Annotated in this window: 13 protein-coding genes and 1 tRNA gene; 7 read left to right on the top strand and 7 right to left on the bottom strand. The window is 53.8% G+C overall.

The genetic code is table 11. From position 1 onward, the window contains the following. Window positions 1-142: 142 nt before the first annotated feature. From K3729_07325 to K3729_07305, 5 genes are all read right to left on the bottom strand, one after another. The gene (locus K3729_07325; GenBank protein UWR00573.1) at window positions 143-862 is read right to left on the bottom strand and encodes an NAD(P)H-dependent oxidoreductase; all 720 of its coding nucleotides are present in this window, start codon (window positions 860-862) and stop codon (window positions 143-145) included. A 401-nt stretch (window positions 863-1,263) separates the two neighbouring features. Beyond that, the gene (locus K3729_07320; GenBank protein UWR00572.1) at window positions 1,264-1,656 is read right to left on the bottom strand and encodes a hypothetical protein; all 393 of its coding nucleotides are present in this window, start codon (window positions 1,654-1,656) and stop codon (window positions 1,264-1,266) included. A gap of 107 nt (window positions 1,657-1,763) precedes the next feature. Then, window positions 1,764-2,828: a TRAP transporter substrate-binding protein DctP gene (dctP, locus tag K3729_07315; protein UWR00571.1), complete on the bottom strand. Its 1,065-nt coding sequence runs from the start codon at window positions 2,826-2,828 to the stop codon at window positions 1,764-1,766. 22 nt (window positions 2,829-2,850) lie between these two features. Continuing rightward, window positions 2,851-4,389, bottom strand: coding sequence for a TRAP transporter large permease (locus K3729_07310; GenBank protein UWR00570.1), 1,539 nt, complete (start codon window positions 4,387-4,389; stop codon window positions 2,851-2,853). After that, entirely contained in the window at window positions 4,389-4,988 is a 600-nt protein-coding gene (locus K3729_07305; GenBank protein UWR00569.1) for a TRAP transporter small permease subunit, read from the bottom strand. Before K3729_07305 ends, K3729_07310 begins: the two co-directional genes overlap by 1 nt. A 512-nt stretch (window positions 4,989-5,500) precedes the next feature. Between K3729_07305 and K3729_07300 the strand changes: the two genes are divergently transcribed. The 7 genes from K3729_07300 (at window position 5,501) to K3729_07270 (ending at window position 12,850) form a co-directional block, all read left to right on the top strand. Further along, entirely contained in the window at window positions 5,501-6,439 is a 939-nt protein-coding gene (locus K3729_07300; protein ID UWR00568.1) for an ROK family protein, read from the top strand. Next, window positions 6,436-7,548, top strand: a complete 1,113-nt coding sequence (nagA, locus tag K3729_07295) for an N-acetylglucosamine-6-phosphate deacetylase (protein UWR00567.1) — start codon at window positions 6,436-6,438, stop codon at window positions 7,546-7,548. Before K3729_07300 ends, nagA begins: the two co-directional genes overlap by 4 nt. A 388-nt stretch (window positions 7,549-7,936) precedes the next feature. Next, window positions 7,937-9,256, top strand: a complete 1,320-nt coding sequence (locus K3729_07290; protein ID UWR00566.1) for a hypothetical protein — start codon at window positions 7,937-7,939, stop codon at window positions 9,254-9,256. 169 nt (window positions 9,257-9,425) lie between these two features. Next, window positions 9,426-10,781 carry a KAP family NTPase gene (locus tag K3729_07285; protein UWR00565.1) on the top strand — a complete coding sequence of 452 codons (1,356 nt, stop codon included), beginning with the start codon at window positions 9,426-9,428 and terminating at the stop codon, window positions 10,779-10,781. A gap of 611 nt (window positions 10,782-11,392) precedes the next feature. Beyond that, entirely contained in the window at window positions 11,393-11,668 is a 276-nt protein-coding gene (locus K3729_07280) for a hypothetical protein (GenBank protein UWR00564.1), read from the top strand. Continuing rightward, window positions 11,655-12,659, top strand: a complete 1,005-nt coding sequence (locus K3729_07275; protein UWR00563.1) for a tyrosine-type recombinase/integrase — start codon at window positions 11,655-11,657, stop codon at window positions 12,657-12,659. The genes K3729_07280 and K3729_07275 overlap by 14 nt, the downstream gene beginning before the upstream one ends. Then, window positions 12,656-12,850 carry a hypothetical protein gene (locus tag K3729_07270; protein ID UWR00562.1) on the top strand — a complete coding sequence of 65 codons (195 nt, stop codon included), beginning with the start codon at window positions 12,656-12,658 and terminating at the stop codon, window positions 12,848-12,850. Before K3729_07275 ends, K3729_07270 begins: the two co-directional genes overlap by 4 nt. Window positions 12,851-12,952: 102 nt before the next feature. Here the strand turns inward: K3729_07270 and K3729_07265 are convergent. Further along, a tRNA-Cys gene (locus tag K3729_07265) sits at window positions 12,953-13,026 on the bottom strand. 82 nt (window positions 13,027-13,108) lie between these two features. Further along, window positions 13,109-16,537 (bottom strand): bifunctional proline dehydrogenase/L-glutamate gamma-semialdehyde dehydrogenase PutA, encoded by a 3,429-nt coding sequence (gene putA / locus K3729_07260; GenBank protein ID UWR00561.1) that lies wholly within the window; start codon window positions 16,535-16,537, stop codon window positions 13,109-13,111. Between the last annotated feature and the right edge of the window lie 69 nt (window positions 16,538-16,606).

The following is a 16,606-nucleotide window of genomic DNA, read 5'->3' as shown; positions in this document are numbered from 1 at the left end:
GGGTCGAATGGCTGCTGTGCGGGACTTAGCTGCCTTTCGCTACGCGCGAATAAATGGCTGCTCTTAAACGAAGCAATGCGCGATCCTTCCGCTGAGGCAATATGCAGCAGAAGGGCAAACACTTTTCATCCTTAGAAAAAACTCAACTCCGATATTCAGGGTTTTCAAATCCGAACCTTGCACCCGCATCCCAAGCGTTGCGATCGTTGCCTTGGTTTGGATAACCGTCTGCGTCCTTCAGCATCCGCGTCAGGTGCATCAAGTTCCAAGTCATGATTGTCGTGTTGCGTTGAGTGAATTCGTTTTCAAAACCAACGTGACCTCCGTCGTCGGTTTTGTCACCATATGATGGTCCAGGCCCGGCTTCGCCGATCCATCCGCAATCGGCCTGCGGCGGGATCGTGAAGCCAAGATGGCTCATAGCGTATCCGATTGTCATTGCAGCATGTTTGACACCGTCTTCGTTGCCTGTAACCACACACCCCGCTGTTTTGCCATAATAGATGGACTGGCCTTTGTCGTTCAGCTCTCCGGACATACCGTAAAGGCGTTCGATTAAAACCCGACATACCGAAGATTCTTCGCCCAGCCAAAGGGGAGTTCCGACTACCAAGATATCAGCCGCTTTTACCTTTTCCCAAATGCCGGGCCAATCGTCGGCGTCCCAGCCGTGTTCCGTCATATCGGGGTAAATGCCTGCGGGAATATTATGGCTTAACATATGCAGGTGTTCGACGTTCACCCCATTGTCGGTCATAATTTTGGCAGAGGCATTCATTAACAGTTTAGTGTGACTTTCGCTTGGTTGTTTCTTTAACGAAGTGTTTATAAATAGAGCGTTGATGTCTGAATAATTCGTCATTTCGTGTCCACCATTTCTGTTCAATTCGATCGAAACGCCAAAACGAAATGTCGTGTTTCGCTACAACCTGAACCTTTGGCCGCCGCTTTATTAGGTTTTGGTCATCTTTGTAAGTGAAGCCATAGTTGTCGACTTATAGTGACAAAGCAACTGGGCGAGATACAGATACCAGCCATTCGTTCATCTCGCAGCATCATGCACTCTGGGCTCGAAGCAGACTTCCCCAATCGTAGTGGTCACATGTTGAAACCAGCCAAATCTTCGATTTGGCAGCGCCCGGACCTCCCCCATGGGGAGGGCGCTTCTTGCAACGTTTCGCCAGTCGTTGCTTTACACCTTGTTGATAGGCTGCGGTTCATTGGTAGCCTCCCCGAGGTCCAGCCGCTCGTTTGGATCGACTATTACGACCTACTTCCCAGCGACCGCAGGAACAGCCCGATCCCGCCGAAGAGCAGCACGAGGATGACGAGCAGGTCGAAGGCGCTTAGGTTCGAGAATTGCAGCGTCAGGTTCGAGATCACTCCGACCACCAGCGCGATGACTGATCCGATCGCCAGCCCCCAGCCGATTTTGCTGCGTCCGTTGTAGAACACCATGGCCACCCCGAACATGAACGGGATCAGGATCATGCCTGTGGTGACGTCGTAGCCCCCAAGCCCAAAGGCCCGCGTGCCCATGCCAAAGATGGGTCGGATCACGATGTTTGACAGCAGCAAATAGCCGCCTGCCACCATCATCACCAACCCGATGAGAAAGTTAAATTCGCCGCCGTCGCTGCCGCCTGCGCCTCGCATGGGTGTCTCCCGTTTTTGTTGTGGGCATCGTAGCGGACGCGCGCGGGATCGCCAACGCAAAAGGGCCGCCCGTGATGGACGGCCCTTTCGATGTGATGTGTGAACGCTTAGTTCAGGTCGCTTGCGTATTCTGCTGCGAGCTCTGTTTCGGCTGCATCCACGGCTGCGATCATCGCGTCGAGGATTTCGTTGCCGCCGTCTACGTTTTCACGGAACCAAGCCTGAACAGGTGTCGCTGCTTCTGCGAAGGCTGCTTTTTCTTCAGGTGTTGGTACGTAAAGGTCACCGCCGCCTGCGACGAATGCTTCGTAGGCTTCGATGGACTTGCGCTTTGGTGACGCGAAGGTCGCCTGCTGCAGTTGGGAGAACCCGTCAACAACCACGCGGCGCATGTCTTCTGGCATGCCGAGGAAGTTTTCGTTGTTCATGAACCACAGCGCACCCATGTAGGCGTGGCCGTCGAGTGTGACGTACTGCAGACCAGCATCAGGGAATTTCATGCCCATGATGTCGGTGATGCCGTTTTTGGATCCTTCAACAACGCCCGTCTGGAACGATGTGAACAATTCAGGCCACGGGATCGGTGTCGGGGACGCGCCCAATGCACGGACCAGTTCCTGCGGCAGGTCAGCGACAACAGTCCGGATTTTCAGACCTTCCATGTCTGCTGGCCCCTGAACACGGCGCTGCGTGTTCGCGAAGTTGCGCCAGCCGCCTGTGTTACCGATTGTCATCAGACGCAGCGCGCCGTCAGTTGCTTCCAGACCCATGTCACGCATTGTGCGTGTGAAGTCGCCAGTCAGCACAGCCTCGGCCACGCGGTCATCGGACATCAGGTATGGCAGGTCGAGAACCTGAACGAACGGCATGATGCCGGCCGCACCACCGGATGTGGTGATGTAGACGTCGATGGACCCTTCAGCCACGCCTTCGAGGCATTCAGCACCACCGGAACACAGCTGTGTACCGATGAACAGTTCAACGCCGATACGGCCGTTGGATGCGGATTCAACGTAGTTTTTGAAGACAACCAGACCGTCATAGTCTTCGTCGTTTTCATTCGAGTTCGCAGTCGCACGGATCGTAAATTCCTGATGACCGTCTGCCCAAGCTGCAAATGGTGCAGCAAGGAAAGCAGCTGTCGCCGCGACCTTTGATAGTGTTTTCAACATTTTCTTCTCCCTTTGGTAGTTCTTAGTTTGGCGTTGGAACTGGACTGATACAAGCTGAGAAACCAACCTCTGGGCCGCAGCCCAAGAATCCAGTCAGGTAAGGCACCGTCATCGAAATGGCGGGGATATAGGTGATGAGGAAGATCACGAAGATCTCCACGGCGAGGAACGGCAGGATCGCTTTTGCGATGGTTTCGACCTTTTCGCCGGACACCGTTGACGCGACGAATAGGACAAGCCCCATGGGCGGTGTCGCTAGCCCGACGGTCAGGTTCACCGACATGATGATCGCGAAATGCACAGGGTGCACGCCGAGGTCCACAAAGATTGGCCCCAAGATCGGCCCGAGGATGATGATCGCAGGGCCCGCGTCCAAGAACATGCCGACGATGAACAACAGGATGTTGATCAGGAATAGCAGGATCAGCGGATTTTCGGATAGCGACAGAATGTAATCGGACAGAATTTGCGGCGCATAGGACAGGCTGACCACGGTTTTGAACGCCACGGCTGCACCGACCAGCAGCAACACCGCAGATGTGGAAAGCGCAGATTTCGCCAGCACTTCAAGCAGGTCTTTGCCGTTCATTGACCGCAGCACAAAGAAGCTAACGATCAGGGCATAGGCCACGGCCACAGCGGAGGCTTCTGTCGGAGTGAAGACACCCACGAGGATACCGCCAAGGATGATGATCGGCGTTTGCAGCGGCGCGATGGCCTTTTTGCAGACGATGCGGAAATCATGGCTGACCCGCTTTTTGGTGGCTGTCGCAATGGCATGTGCAATTGGCAGCGCGATCAGGAAGATCAGCCAGCCGTTGACCTCTTGCGGGATGAAACGGGTGACGATGCCGGACACTGCGTACAGCAAACCTGCAATGTTGATCCGGATCAGGAAGAAGCTAACCCAGCTTTCCAGCGCCGTCATCGACTGGTTTTTCTGCACGATGCGTTCAGCTTTGGGCAGGTCGTATTTGTCCGCCAAAAGCCGGACCATGACCATCAGCCCCACACCGACAAGGACACCCGGCACAATACCTGCCAAGAACAACGCCGCGACGCTTTCGCCCATGACATAGGCGTAGATGATCATGATGCCGGATGGCGGGATGATCGGGCCGATGACGGATGAAGCTGCGGTAATGGCCGCTGCAAATTTCCGGCTATAGCCGTTCTTTTCCATCGCGGGGATCAAGGTGGACCCAAGGGCCGAAGTGTCGGCGACAGCAGACCCAGACAGGCCTGCGAATAGGATCGACGACAGGATGTTCACATGCGCCAGACCGCCGCGCAGGTGGCCCATGAACGCTTGCGAAAACTCGACCAGACGGACGGTGATACCGCCGCGGTTCATGACCTCACCAGCCAGCATGAAGAACGGCAACGCCATCAATGGAAAACTGTCCATGCCGTTGTAAAAGTTACGATAAAGGCCCGCGACGACGTTGCGTGTATCGCCTTCGATCATGATCAACGCGAACGGCGACACGAGCAGTGCAAAGACGACTGGCAGGCCGATCATGATCAGGATCAGGAAGAGCGGAAGGAACCAAAGTAGCATTATGAGGCCCCTGCAATATCTTCGTCCGCCGTCAGACGGCTCAGGCGATCACCCTGCCCTGCGAGCGTAATGATTTGACGGATGATCAGTTCAAGGTTCACGAGGATCAACAGGTTCACCCCGACCCAAAGCGATGCGTATTGGAACCGGTTCTGGAATTTTTCACCGCATTTGCCGACTTCGATACCGAACGGCCAGCGCAACGAAGCAGAACAGCCTTTGCCGGACAAGGTGTCGATGTGGTTGTTCAAACCACGTTCCCACGCGACCATCAGAACCCACATCGTGAGGACCATCAGGACAAGCGACAGGATGCCGGCCAAGACACGCGGCAACGCCCGTTCGAGCATATCAATGCCGACAAATCCGCCCATGCGGTATGCAAGCGGCGCCATCAGACCCGTCATCCACAACATCCCAAAGCGCGCGGCTTCTTCGGTCCAGTTCGGGGCATCATTCAGAATGTAGCGAAAGAAAACCTGGCCAAGGATCAAGCAAACCATGATGGCAAGGGCAGCAACGGCCACGACTTTACCAATCGCAAGCACGATGGAATTGATACGCTCTAATGGCCACAAAAGGCCAAACAGGACTGCCATGCAGCGTCTCCCCCCGACTTGTGTTTGACGACCCTCCCCGGCCATCGCGAGACACGACGTGCCCCACCTTTTCATGGTCAACGCAGCAGGGCGCATCTGTCAACTGAATGAATGATGCAACATGCATATGACAGGCTTTGAAATTGCCTGTCATATTGACCACCCAAAATTGGTAGCACGCACCAGATTATGACACAATGGTGTATCAATTTTGATTTTCACGCCGCATTCGGCTTGTTTCCATGACGCTAGGTCGTCGTCAGGTTTCCGTGGCGTTCCATTCATTTTGGCCGCATTTGGCGGTGAAATTTCGGGAATGGATGGACGAAACGCGGCGCTGACATGAGATGACATCGCGCATTTGCGCCGCCCCAATGCTGTATCAATCGCAACTTGCTTCAGTATGGCGGATGCTAATCGCATTGAACTGCGTTGCGCACGACCGCATAATTGCCTGATAACGTGGGGCAACACCCCATTCTCGTAGAAAGCCACCGATCAATGACGAAGCAATGCGATTGGACACAGGCACGATTCTGGATGGGATTAGCACCTTGATCGGCGGGATTGATCTTGGCGGCACAAAGATTGAAGCCCGCGCTTATGATGATGCGTTGACCGAAGTGTCCCGTCGCCGTATCCCGACTGGCACCACATCCTATCAGGCGCTACTCGCAAGCATCGCCGATCAAGTGTCTTGGCTGAAAGATCAAGGTGTTACGTCAACGATTGGACTTGGGACACCGGGGCTGATCCATCCCGAAACGGGGCGGATGTTAAGCGCGAACCTTCCCGCGACTGGGCACGCTTTGGGCGCTGATCTTACCACGCTAACGGGTCACGCCATCCCCGTGATCAAAGATTGCAGAGCTTTTGCGCTTGCGGAAGCCACCCATGGTGCGGGCGCTGAATATCGCAGTGTCATCGGTTTGATCATCGGCACGGGCGTGGCTGGCGGCCATGTGATCGACCGCGCAATACCACCCGATCACAATGGCCAAAGCGGCGAATTCGGGCACCTGCCCCTACCCGCGCACATTGTGTCAGAACTGGATTTGCCAATTTTGTCTTGCGGATGTGGTTTGGTCGGATGTTTCGAAACGCTGCTGTCTGGTCCGGGATTGACGCGCCTTGCCCACCACATGACCGGACAAGATCAAACCGCGCCGGACATTTGGACGACGATGCCGGAATTGAAATCAACGTGGCTTCGCATTGCGGCGTCTTTGGTGGGCATCATCAGTCGCACCGCGGACCCCGATGTCATCGTGCTTGGCGGTGGCCTGGGCACGGCGCATGGTCTTGCGGACGATCTAGCTGAGTCACTTGATGGCGAACTCTTGGCCGGCACCACACCGCCGCGTATTCTGCCCGCGCAGTTTGGTGATGCAAGCGGTGCATTCGGCGCGGCGATCTATGCGCAACAACACATGGTGAAAGGCGCCACATGACGCATTGGATTTCCGCCGATCAGGTCTTTGATGGGCGCAATCTGCGTGACAATTGTGCTGTCGGCATCAAGGACGGCGTGATCACACAGATCGAAGCGACAGACGACCTGGCCGCCGAGCACATTCACCGCCATCATCAGGGCATCATCACCCCGGGTTTCTTTGACATCCAAGTCAACGGTGGCGGCGGCGTCATGCTGAATTCGGATCCCAGTGCGGCTGGGATCGCCAAGATTGCCGCCGCACATCGGACATTCGGGACCACTGCCCTATTTCCAACGGTGATCACCGACCGGCCAGAGGTGCTCGATGCCGCGGTTGCTGCGGCGATTGATGCGATCGGGGTGGACGGTTTCGCTGGCCTACATATCGAAGGTCCACACATCGACACAGCAAGGCGCGGCACCCACGCCGAACGCTATATTCGGCCGTGCGACGCCCACACCATTAACCTCGTTCGAACGCTGCGGGATCATGACATACCGACACTGATCACGGTCGCGCCCGAAGCGATCAGCGTATCCCAGATCAGCACCCTGCGCGATATGGGTGCTGTCGTGTCCATCGGGCACAGCGACGCGGATGCCGCAACGACACAGCAAGCTATTGACGCAGGTGCCACCTGTTTCACCCATCTTTTCAATGCGATGTCGCCCATGTTGTCACGTGCGCCCGGCGTGACCGGCACGGCAATCGCAAGTGACGCGTGGTGTTCTTTCATCGCAGACGGGCATCACGTTGATCCGACGATGCTGCTGATCGCGATGAACGCCCGCCCCACGCGTCACCGGATGATCGCTGTGTCGGATGCGATGGCAACAGTCGGCGGGCCAGACCATTTTGATCTCTACGGGCACGATATCTTCTTGAAAGACGGGCGGCTGGTGAACGCGGAAGGCGCACTTGCAGGCGCGCACCTTACGCTTCTTGAAGCGCTTCAAAACATGGTCGGCTTCGGCGTGCCGCTTGAGACGGCACTACAAATGTGCGGACCAAACGTCTACGATCTCATAGGATTAGATACGCGCGGAACGCTGATCAACCAACCGGCGCGCGACGTCTTGGCTCTGAACAGCGATCTTAGCCTGATCGCGGTCGGCGTCGCGTAAACATGCAAACTGAGGGTAAGGTGGAGGCGAGTACCGGAATCGAACCGGTGTACACGGATTTGCAAGACTAGGCACCCAATTGAAAACAATACATTTTCTATTTAGACTGAGCTAGGATTACTCAAGAACATATCATGAAAGTTTAGACGAATAAGGCCCCTAATTGGACGAATACGGCCCGGTGCTGCCGTTCGTTAAATGACGCGATGCTGCATTGCAGCTTCCCCAAAGTCGTCATCCGGTTAATTAGCTTTTTGATTTGAGTTCAATCTGGATCAACATGACCAAACACAGATATCTTATTGGTACAGATGCCACTAAAGAAGAGGCGAATAGGGTCAGAGCAGACGACCAACTAGACCGAAGATTTCAAAATACTTGGTGAAACATGGCGCAGATACAATGTGGGGGGGTCAGCTTTGATATAAAGCTGAACAACGATGGAGAGATCGGGTTAAACTTCACTTCAAAAAGCGAGCTGAACTTTGGGGTCCGCGTATTCAAGATGAACGCCTCCGGTCCAACTCAGGTCTTCGCTACCGGACAGATCCGAATAGGTGAAACAAATTTTGCGGCGATTGCGAGAGTTGGTCGATGGCAGAACGATGTTTACGTCTTTCAAATTCATCCGGAATCGGACGCTGCGAAACCTGAGGTTTGGGAGGCCGCTTTCAAACTGGTTGACGGGCAAAGCTACACTGTAAGTCCTGCTGAGGTCAGGGACGCCAAGGCAGCGCAGGATGCATTCAGAAACGCCGAATATCTTGGTGATAACCATCTCGGTCAGACCGCCTGCAAGATGCATGTGCTTCTCGATAAGTGCTTTCTTGATTACGAGCAAGTATTCTACGGCGGCGTCCTAAAACCGCTCAATATGAGACTGCGTCCGCAGAGTGTGATTACAGCAGTCAATGCGTTGCTGCCGGAGGGTATTGTTTTCGATCAAACTGACCGGATTGATGAAGCATACGGTCGAGAACATCCTCTTTGCCTTGTCACTTTCCAAAACGTCCGCGCGATGGACTTATCTGACAGCGTCAAAGCAATCTATCCAACCATCCGGCTCATCATGGCCGCACTCGGGCAAGATCGCGGTGCCGCGCCAGAGATACTAGCTTATCTCAGGGAGCAGAGCCCCAAGGACTTTGAACTCTTCACCCCATCAAACATTTATCGCGGTAACTTAGCGCACGGCTTCGGGCCTAGTGTTACACCACTTCTGAATAAAGTAACTGAAGCCGGTTCAAAGCGACCATGGTTGGAATTCCTCCTGAACCTCATGGCATCGGTAAGAAAGCAAACGAATGAAGAGGCGATGCTGTTCCTCGCCTGGTCGCTCATCGAGTCGGCTGCGAAAAGGCGGATACCGAGGGGAGAAGTGCCTATTCTCGATGAAAACGGGGTGTCCGTTCGAGTGTCTGGCCGTGTCCTGACAACGGCCAAGGACTTGGGCCGCGTGATTATTTATCTTCGCGATCACGTTGGGGCTGGGATTCTTGGACTACACGCTGGAAACGGACGTGATTTTTATTCAGAGGTGAGGCTCGCTTATCAATGCCGCAATGCTATTGCGCATGAAGGCGGAATTTTCAGGCCTGGCAGTGCCCCTCCTGAAGGTTACAGTCCATCCTTGCCCTTCAGTATTCGTGACTGGGCTTCTAAGGTGGTAGATCATGAGTGCGCATCACCAGCTGATGTTAATTCTTGAAATGACATATGGAAATTCATTGGTCATTCTGCTGCTGACCTTTGGCGGCGCTACCCAGTAGGCGTTATATGCGTCAGCCTGCATGCGCAAAGCTCAAGCATGAGAACAGCTCTAGATTGAATTTTGATTTCAAACTAGGCTGAAAAATCTACAATTGAATCGGATTATCATGCCACGTTTAAACTTACCAAAACCTAATATCGAACTATACAAACACGGGTTTGCTGAGGCTAAAGACCAGCTAGAACGCGTTCAAACAGGTGTCGCGTTATCCAAGCTTGTTGAACGGATCGAAGATCCCATGGTCATCGCATTGGACGGCGGATGGGGGACGGGTAAAAGTTACTTCCTGCAATGTTGGGTGGGCCAACACCTGAAGGATGAAGAACACCAAGCACAGACGGTGTATTTCGATGCGTTCGAGCATGACTTTATTGATAGCCCGCTTGCGTCGTTAATGGGGGTTATTGCGGAGCGGCTGGAAGGAGCTGAGAATGGGCCCAGCTTCGCCAAACAAGCCGTCCAAAAAATTCGCGCGGCCGCATTGCCGTTAACACGGCTTGCGCTTGCTGTGGCCAGCTATGGGGCGACTGAGGCTGGCGGCGCACTATTCGATGCAATGACAAAGCAAGCCAGTAAAGAGTTGAATAAAGCCGCCGCCGATTTCTGGGCGCGGGAAAGCGGGACGCGTGTCGCGATGGAACAGTTTCGCGAGGCTCTGATCGCGTTGACCGTCCCTGCCTTGGGAAGCGATACCCCGCAAAAGCTTGTCATCGTCGTAGATGAGTTGGACCGCTGCCGCCCTGATTATGCGTTGTCATTACTGGAGATCATCAAGCATTTCTTTGATGTCCCGCATGTGCATTTTGTGTTGGGGGCGAATATGCGCGAATTGCAAAATAGTGTCAGCGCACGGTATGGAGCGGGAATTGATGCCGCGCTCTATTTGCAGAAATTTGTGACGCTCACCATGAGATTGCCCGAGCATCTAAATGGAGGTCGGGGCGCTGGGGTAGCGGAACGATATTTCGAACAAATATCGGCAAAAATTGGATTAGAAGCCGGACTGCTACGCATAGTTCGAGAAATTACGACTTGGATAAAAGAGCCAGACGTAGTTTCCCTTAGAGGTTTCGAACGACTCGCAAGTGTATTGGCGATCACACCCGCTGTCTGGCATCCTCCTCGCTTTCGGGGTCAGTACGATGAAGAGCTTTCACAGCCGCTTTTAGTTTTGTTAGTGATGCTGAAGACTTGGTTTCCAGATGTATTTGCTAAAGCACGGAATGGGACCCTATCAGTTGAGGACATTCGTTCTGAATTTGAAATCGGATCTTTCAGCGAAGAGGCCAGATTGGATGGACGTTACCAAATCATTGATGAACTAGATTACCATCTTGCTCCTGATATTTATGACGCGCGTCAATCCGACCGCAGAACGGGCAGACCGAGAGTCCGAGCGAACACTATGAGAGACTTTCGATACTTAGTTATCGCGGCACTAGATGTCTTTGAAATACAATAATGCAGAAGGGCACTAGTTACAAAAGAAGAAGTGATTGTCTGGTTTGTCTTTAAGTAACGCTCAGGTTGCTACAGCAGCGAATGCCGGCTCTCCGTCATTGTGGCCTGCCTAAGTCGCGCCCCCAACGTGCATTGCGACCACAGCGTCACGGAGAGGCGTTTAGAAAAGCCAAGATAGACGTTTTGCACGTCAGGACCCCACACAGCGCTCTGCGCGACGCCCTGCGACCACTGATCGCGCAAATCCAGCGAGCCCCCAACGCTCGCAGTTTCAGACCGTCTGAATTTAAGCCTATAGCACTAGCCTCATGCCCCCGTAGACATACGAATCGGAGGGGGCAGGAGGCGGGAAACACGCACCAACTTGCCTATGTATACATTTAGTGACAGGAATTACCCAAATTGGTCGAGAAAAATTCCGAGGTCCGGGTAACGATATATTTCAGTCAAATATTTCTAAGAATCTTTAGTGACAGAAATAACTGACAGCCTCCCGAAATATCTGCACCTTTTTATTATGTTAAATTTGATCATACAACTTAGGCGCGATTTCCACTCATAAATCGCTTGCCACTGAATCAAGCTAGCTACTAGATTCTACAGCATAATTGTTTGCATGAAGATAAAATCGTCATTCAGCCCGTGGATGCGCAAACCCAAATAAGGCGAAAGATAAATTGGTCGCGGCCGCAATACAGCGGCGAAAAGAGAGTTAAAATGGCGTCATCGGTTGAACAAAAAGCATTAAGCCTGCTCCGCACCTTCGAAGGTGCGGGCAAGTCCGTCAGCCGTGTCACTATTGAAGGTCGCAGGATTGAAATAGAGCTTTCCAAAAAAGACGTCAGAGACGAATTTGAGAGGATAAATATGCGCCATGGCGAAACGTGAGCTTCCAAAACACGTCTACAAACAGCGCAATGGGCTGTATTTTCAAAGACGCGGTTGGCCATCCCAGAAGTTCCAAAACGAATTTGGATCTCCTGAATTCTGGAAAGAATATGCAGATATCCTGAATGGGAAAGAGAAGCCGCTTCGGGTGATTTCGCGCAGCTTCGCGGTTCTGATTGCAAATTATCATAAATCGCCCCGTTACAAGCGCCTCAAACCGCGTACCGCTCTGGATTACGACAAATACCTCAAGTTCTTTCTGTCGATCATGAGCGACGCAAATCCAGCCAAGATGCAACGTAAAGACGTGATCCGGCTTCGCGACGCAAACGCCGATAAACCCTACTTCGCAAACTACTCGCTTCGCGTTCTGCGAATTCTCATGGAACATGCCGTTGATCTCGGCTGGCGTGAGACAAACCCAGCCAAAGGCGTTCCAGAAATTAAAACCGATAAGGTCGCCCGTGAACCATGGCCGCGCGAGCTGCTCGACGTTTACCGAGCAACTTGCCCGATCGGAACTCGTGAACGCCTTGTTATGGAGCTGTGTGTCGGAACAGGCCAGCGGATCGGCGATGTTCTTGAAATGCGATGGTCCGACATTCAGGACGGCGCGTTCGTGATCAAGCAGAACAAAACCGCGAAAGAATTGTGGGTCCCTATCCTGCCGGAACTGCAAGTCGCCCTAGACGCAGCCAGCCGCCATTCAGTTTTCATCCTGACCAATGAGCGTGGAACCAATTGCTGGTCCTATCGGGGCGCGTCACAAGCCGTAAGGAACGTGCGTGAAGCAATCAAGGCGCTCGACTATGACATTCACAGTTGGCGCTACAACGCAGCCTGTGAGCTACTGGAGGCTGGTTGCAATGATGACCTCATCGCAGCCGTAACCGGACAAAGCCCCGCTATGGTCCAGCACTACACTAAAAAGCTGCGCCAACGGATAAGAGCCGTTCAAGCGCAGCGGATGCGTTCGGAGCAAAGCAAATGATCGAAGCAATCGTTACCCTGTTCGCTCTTGGGATGGTGCTCTTGGTTGTCTTTTGGCTGTTCATCCTAATTCCGGCTGAAATGGCTAAATACCGAAACCGCAGCGCCATTATTTGGGTTCTCATCTCGCTTCTCTTCAGCCCGTTTTTGGCAATCTTTCTGCTCTGGGTTCTGGGCAAAAAGACAGCCTAGCCACTCTCAATTTGAGAACGGAACAAAAACAGAATGTTTAGACATTTGTTTAGACTTTTCAGCGCCCTTTTGGGCGAAAACTGCTAAGTCATTGAAAAGGTGTGGAGGCGAGTACCGGAATCGAACCGGTGTACACGGATTTGCAATCCGCTGCATAACCACTCTACCAACTCGCCGTCCTTGCGCTTGATTATGGCGTGTGTGCGGGGGCGTCAAGCGGTTATCCGCCCCCACATGCAATCCGTCGTGACGCGCAGCTTAGACCGATGCGAGCAGGCTCGCGTTACCACCCGCCGCAGTCGTATCGATGCAGATGTGACGTTCCAGCCTACACCGTTCGTTCAAGTCCTTTTCGGCAAACAACGGGATCAGCTTTCCATCCCTTGCCGCCAAGGCCGCGCGGTACGATTTCAACGTCTCCTCGTCTGCATAAGATACGACCGCATCCAAACCGGTCAAAGCCGTCAGGGCGTCAGGCGTAATGCCGTCAGGCAAGATCGCGGCGGCACAACCAGCGGCCCTTGCGATGTTTGCTTGGTCATCAGCTGCCGCCTGCCCCGGTCCGAGGCAGAGAACTTTTCCGCGACCATAAACCGACAGCATGTTCGATTCCCCTGTCGGGCCCGGCAAAGCGGTGGCGGTTAAGGCCGTTGTTGGCACGTCGATATCATCCAACCCGTTTTGCGCGCTTCCCTGCGATGCTGCAGCCAGATCACCGTTCAACGCAACGCGTCCCGGATCGGTAAACCGTTTGACGTAATCGGGGCCGCCCGCCTTCGGGCTGGTTCCGGAAAGCCCTTCACCGCCAAAGGGTTGCGATCCAACAACCGCACCGATCTGGTTGCGATTCACGTAGATATTCCCGACGTTTACTTTGTTGGTGACCTCGGTCACGCGATCATCGATCCGCGTGTGAATGCCGAATGTTAGCCCAAAACCGGTCGCATTGATGTCCGCAATCACCTGATCAAGGTCGTCGGCCTTGTAACGCACAACATGTAAGATCGGGCCAAAGACTTCTTCTTTCAGATCACGAATACTGTCGATTTGAATGACACATGTCGGGACAAAATGACCTTCTGCAGGGAAACGCACGTGCTTCAAAACCCGCCCTGCTTGCCCATAAGGGTTAACATGCGCCTCGATGCCTTTTTTCGCGGTTTGGTTAATCAGTGGTCCAACGTCTGTCTTCAGGTGCCATGGATCACCAATGACCAATTCATCAATGGCCCCGAAGAGCATTTTGAGAAACGGATCTGCGATGTCTTCTTGTAAATACAGAACGCGAAGCGCGGAACACCTTTGCCCTGCGGACTGAAACGCTGATGCCACGATATCGCGCACGGCCTGTTCTGGTAGCGCGGTGCTGTCCACGATCATCGCGTTCAGCCCACCTGTTTCAGCAATCAGCGGCGCGGTTGGTGACATGTTTTGCGCCATATTACGGTTAATGGCTTGAGCGGTGCGCGTTGAACCCGTGAAACAAACGCCATCGACTTTCGCTGATCCCGTTAACCATGTTCCGACATCATGCCCTTCCCCCGGCAGTAGTTGGAGCACCGCGACCGGAACCCCTGCTTCGTGCAGCAATTGGGTTGCAAAAACACCGGTCAAGGTGGTGGATTCCGCGGGTTTTGCGAGCACGCCGTTCCCAGCGGCCAATGCCGCGCTGATCTGCCCCGTGAAGATCGCGAGCGGGAAATTCCAAGGCGAAATGCACGTGATGATCCCGCGCGCAGGCCGATCCAATTCGACCGCACGCGCCGCATAGTAGCGTAAGAAATCGACCGCTTCGCGTAATTCCGCAATCGCGTCCATTTGGGTTTTGCCCGCTTCGCGTGCCAATAACGCGAAAAATGCGCCAAAGTTCTGCTCATACAGATCGGCCGCTTTGTTCAAAATCGCAGCACGTTCGATGGCCGGCGCGTCCCATTTGCGGGCATCGTCGATCGCTGTTTGTACCGTTTCTTCAGAACTGAATTGTACTAATCCGACCAAGTCCGCAGGTCTTGCCGGATTTTGAACGGCAACTGTTTCACCATTCGAACTTTCGGCTGCCACAATCGGCCCAACACGCCACTTTGTTGTGGCATACGCGCCGCGTGCTTCTTCGATCGCGTCCAGATCATCCTGATCATGCAAATCCCAGCCTTTGGAATTCGGACGCTCAGGTGCGTATAGATCGGCAGGCGCTAGAACCGATTGCCGCCCCTTCACAATTGCCGCGAACGGGTCAGCTGCGACTTCAGCGGGCGGCACATCTTCGTCTACGATCTGGTTAACAAAAGAACTGTTCGCGCCGTTTTCCAACAATCGGCGCACAAGATAGGCGAGCAAATCTTCGTGGGCCCCAACAGGTGCATAGATGCGGCAACGTGTTTGGTTCTGCTTCAGAACAACGTCGTGCAACGCTTCGCCCATGCCGTGAAGCCGTTGGAATTCATAGGTTTTCGGATCTGCCCCGACTTCAAAAATCGCCGCAACCGAATGCGCGTTATGCGTGGCGAACTGCGGATAAATCCGGTCGGTCAGCCCCAGCAATTGCTTGGCACAGCAAATATACGACACGTCCGTCGCCGCCTTTTGGGTAAACACAGGAAAGCCGCGCAGCCCTTCAACTTGGGCCCGCTTGATTTCGGTGTCCCAATACGCGCCCTTCACAAGCCGTACCATGATTTTGCGGTCCAGATCAGCCGCGATCCCGTAAAGGAAGTCGATTACGCCCGACGCCCGTTTCCCGTATGCCTGCACGACAACACCGAAACCGTCCCAGCCCTTTAGCGCTTCATTCGACAAAACCTGCGCGATCACATCAAGAGAAAGATCAAGTCTGTCAGCCTCTTCTGCATCGATGTTCAACCCCATGCCCGCGTCGCGCGCCATCTTGGCAAGCGCTAACGTACGTTCTGTCAGTTCCGTCATTACGCGGTCACGCTGGCCAACCTCATAACGTGGATGAAGCGCGGACAGCTTGATCGAAATACCGGGGTTTTCGCGGATATCTTCAGATGTGCATTCGCTTGCGAGCGCCTTGATCGCATCAGCGTAGGCGTCAAAATAATCCTGTGCGTCCGCTGCAGTCAACGCCGCTTCGCCCAGCATATCATAAGAAAAAGTGTAGCCCTGTTTTTCGCGCGCCCTGCCCCGTTCCAGCGCTTTTTCGATCGTTTCGCCCAACACAAACTGCGCACCAAGTTCCTTCATCGCGCGTGATACAGCCACGCGGATCACGGGTTCGCCCAACCGTTTGACGGCGGATCGTAGAACCCCTGCCATGCCCGTGCCGTCTTGCAAAACCTTGCCTGTCAGCATCAAGGCCCACGTCGACGCGTTCACCAGCGAAGAGCTTGATTTTCCAAGATGTTCGCCCCACGCGGATGGCGCGATCTTGTCTTCGATCAACGCGTCAATCGTGTCCTCGTCAGGGACACGCAACAATGCCTCGGCCAAACACATCAGCGCGATGCCTTCGTCTGTGGAAAGGCCATATTCGGCCAGAAAGACCTCCATCAATCCCGGCTTACTGTCGTTGCGGATGGCTTCGACAAACCGCGTGCCGCGCCGTACGGCGTCAGCACGGAAAGTATCTGAAAAATCAGCACGTTCTTGCAATTCGGCCAGTACGGCATCTTCGTCACGCAGATGGTCCGCACGGATTTTCTGACGCAGGGTTGAGAGGTCATTCATGTCTAAAAACCTTGATAAGAGTAGTCAAAACATAGCATAAGGCAAAAAGTCGTTCAGCCTAGAATATCG

This window comes from Rhodobacteraceae bacterium S2214 (assembly GCA_025141675.1).
In the GTDB taxonomy this organism is placed as follows: Bacteria; Pseudomonadota; Alphaproteobacteria; order Rhodobacterales; family Rhodobacteraceae; genus Yoonia.
The sequence above is the reverse complement of the archived record's forward strand: the minus strand, read 5'-3'. Positions and strand labels throughout refer to the sequence as shown.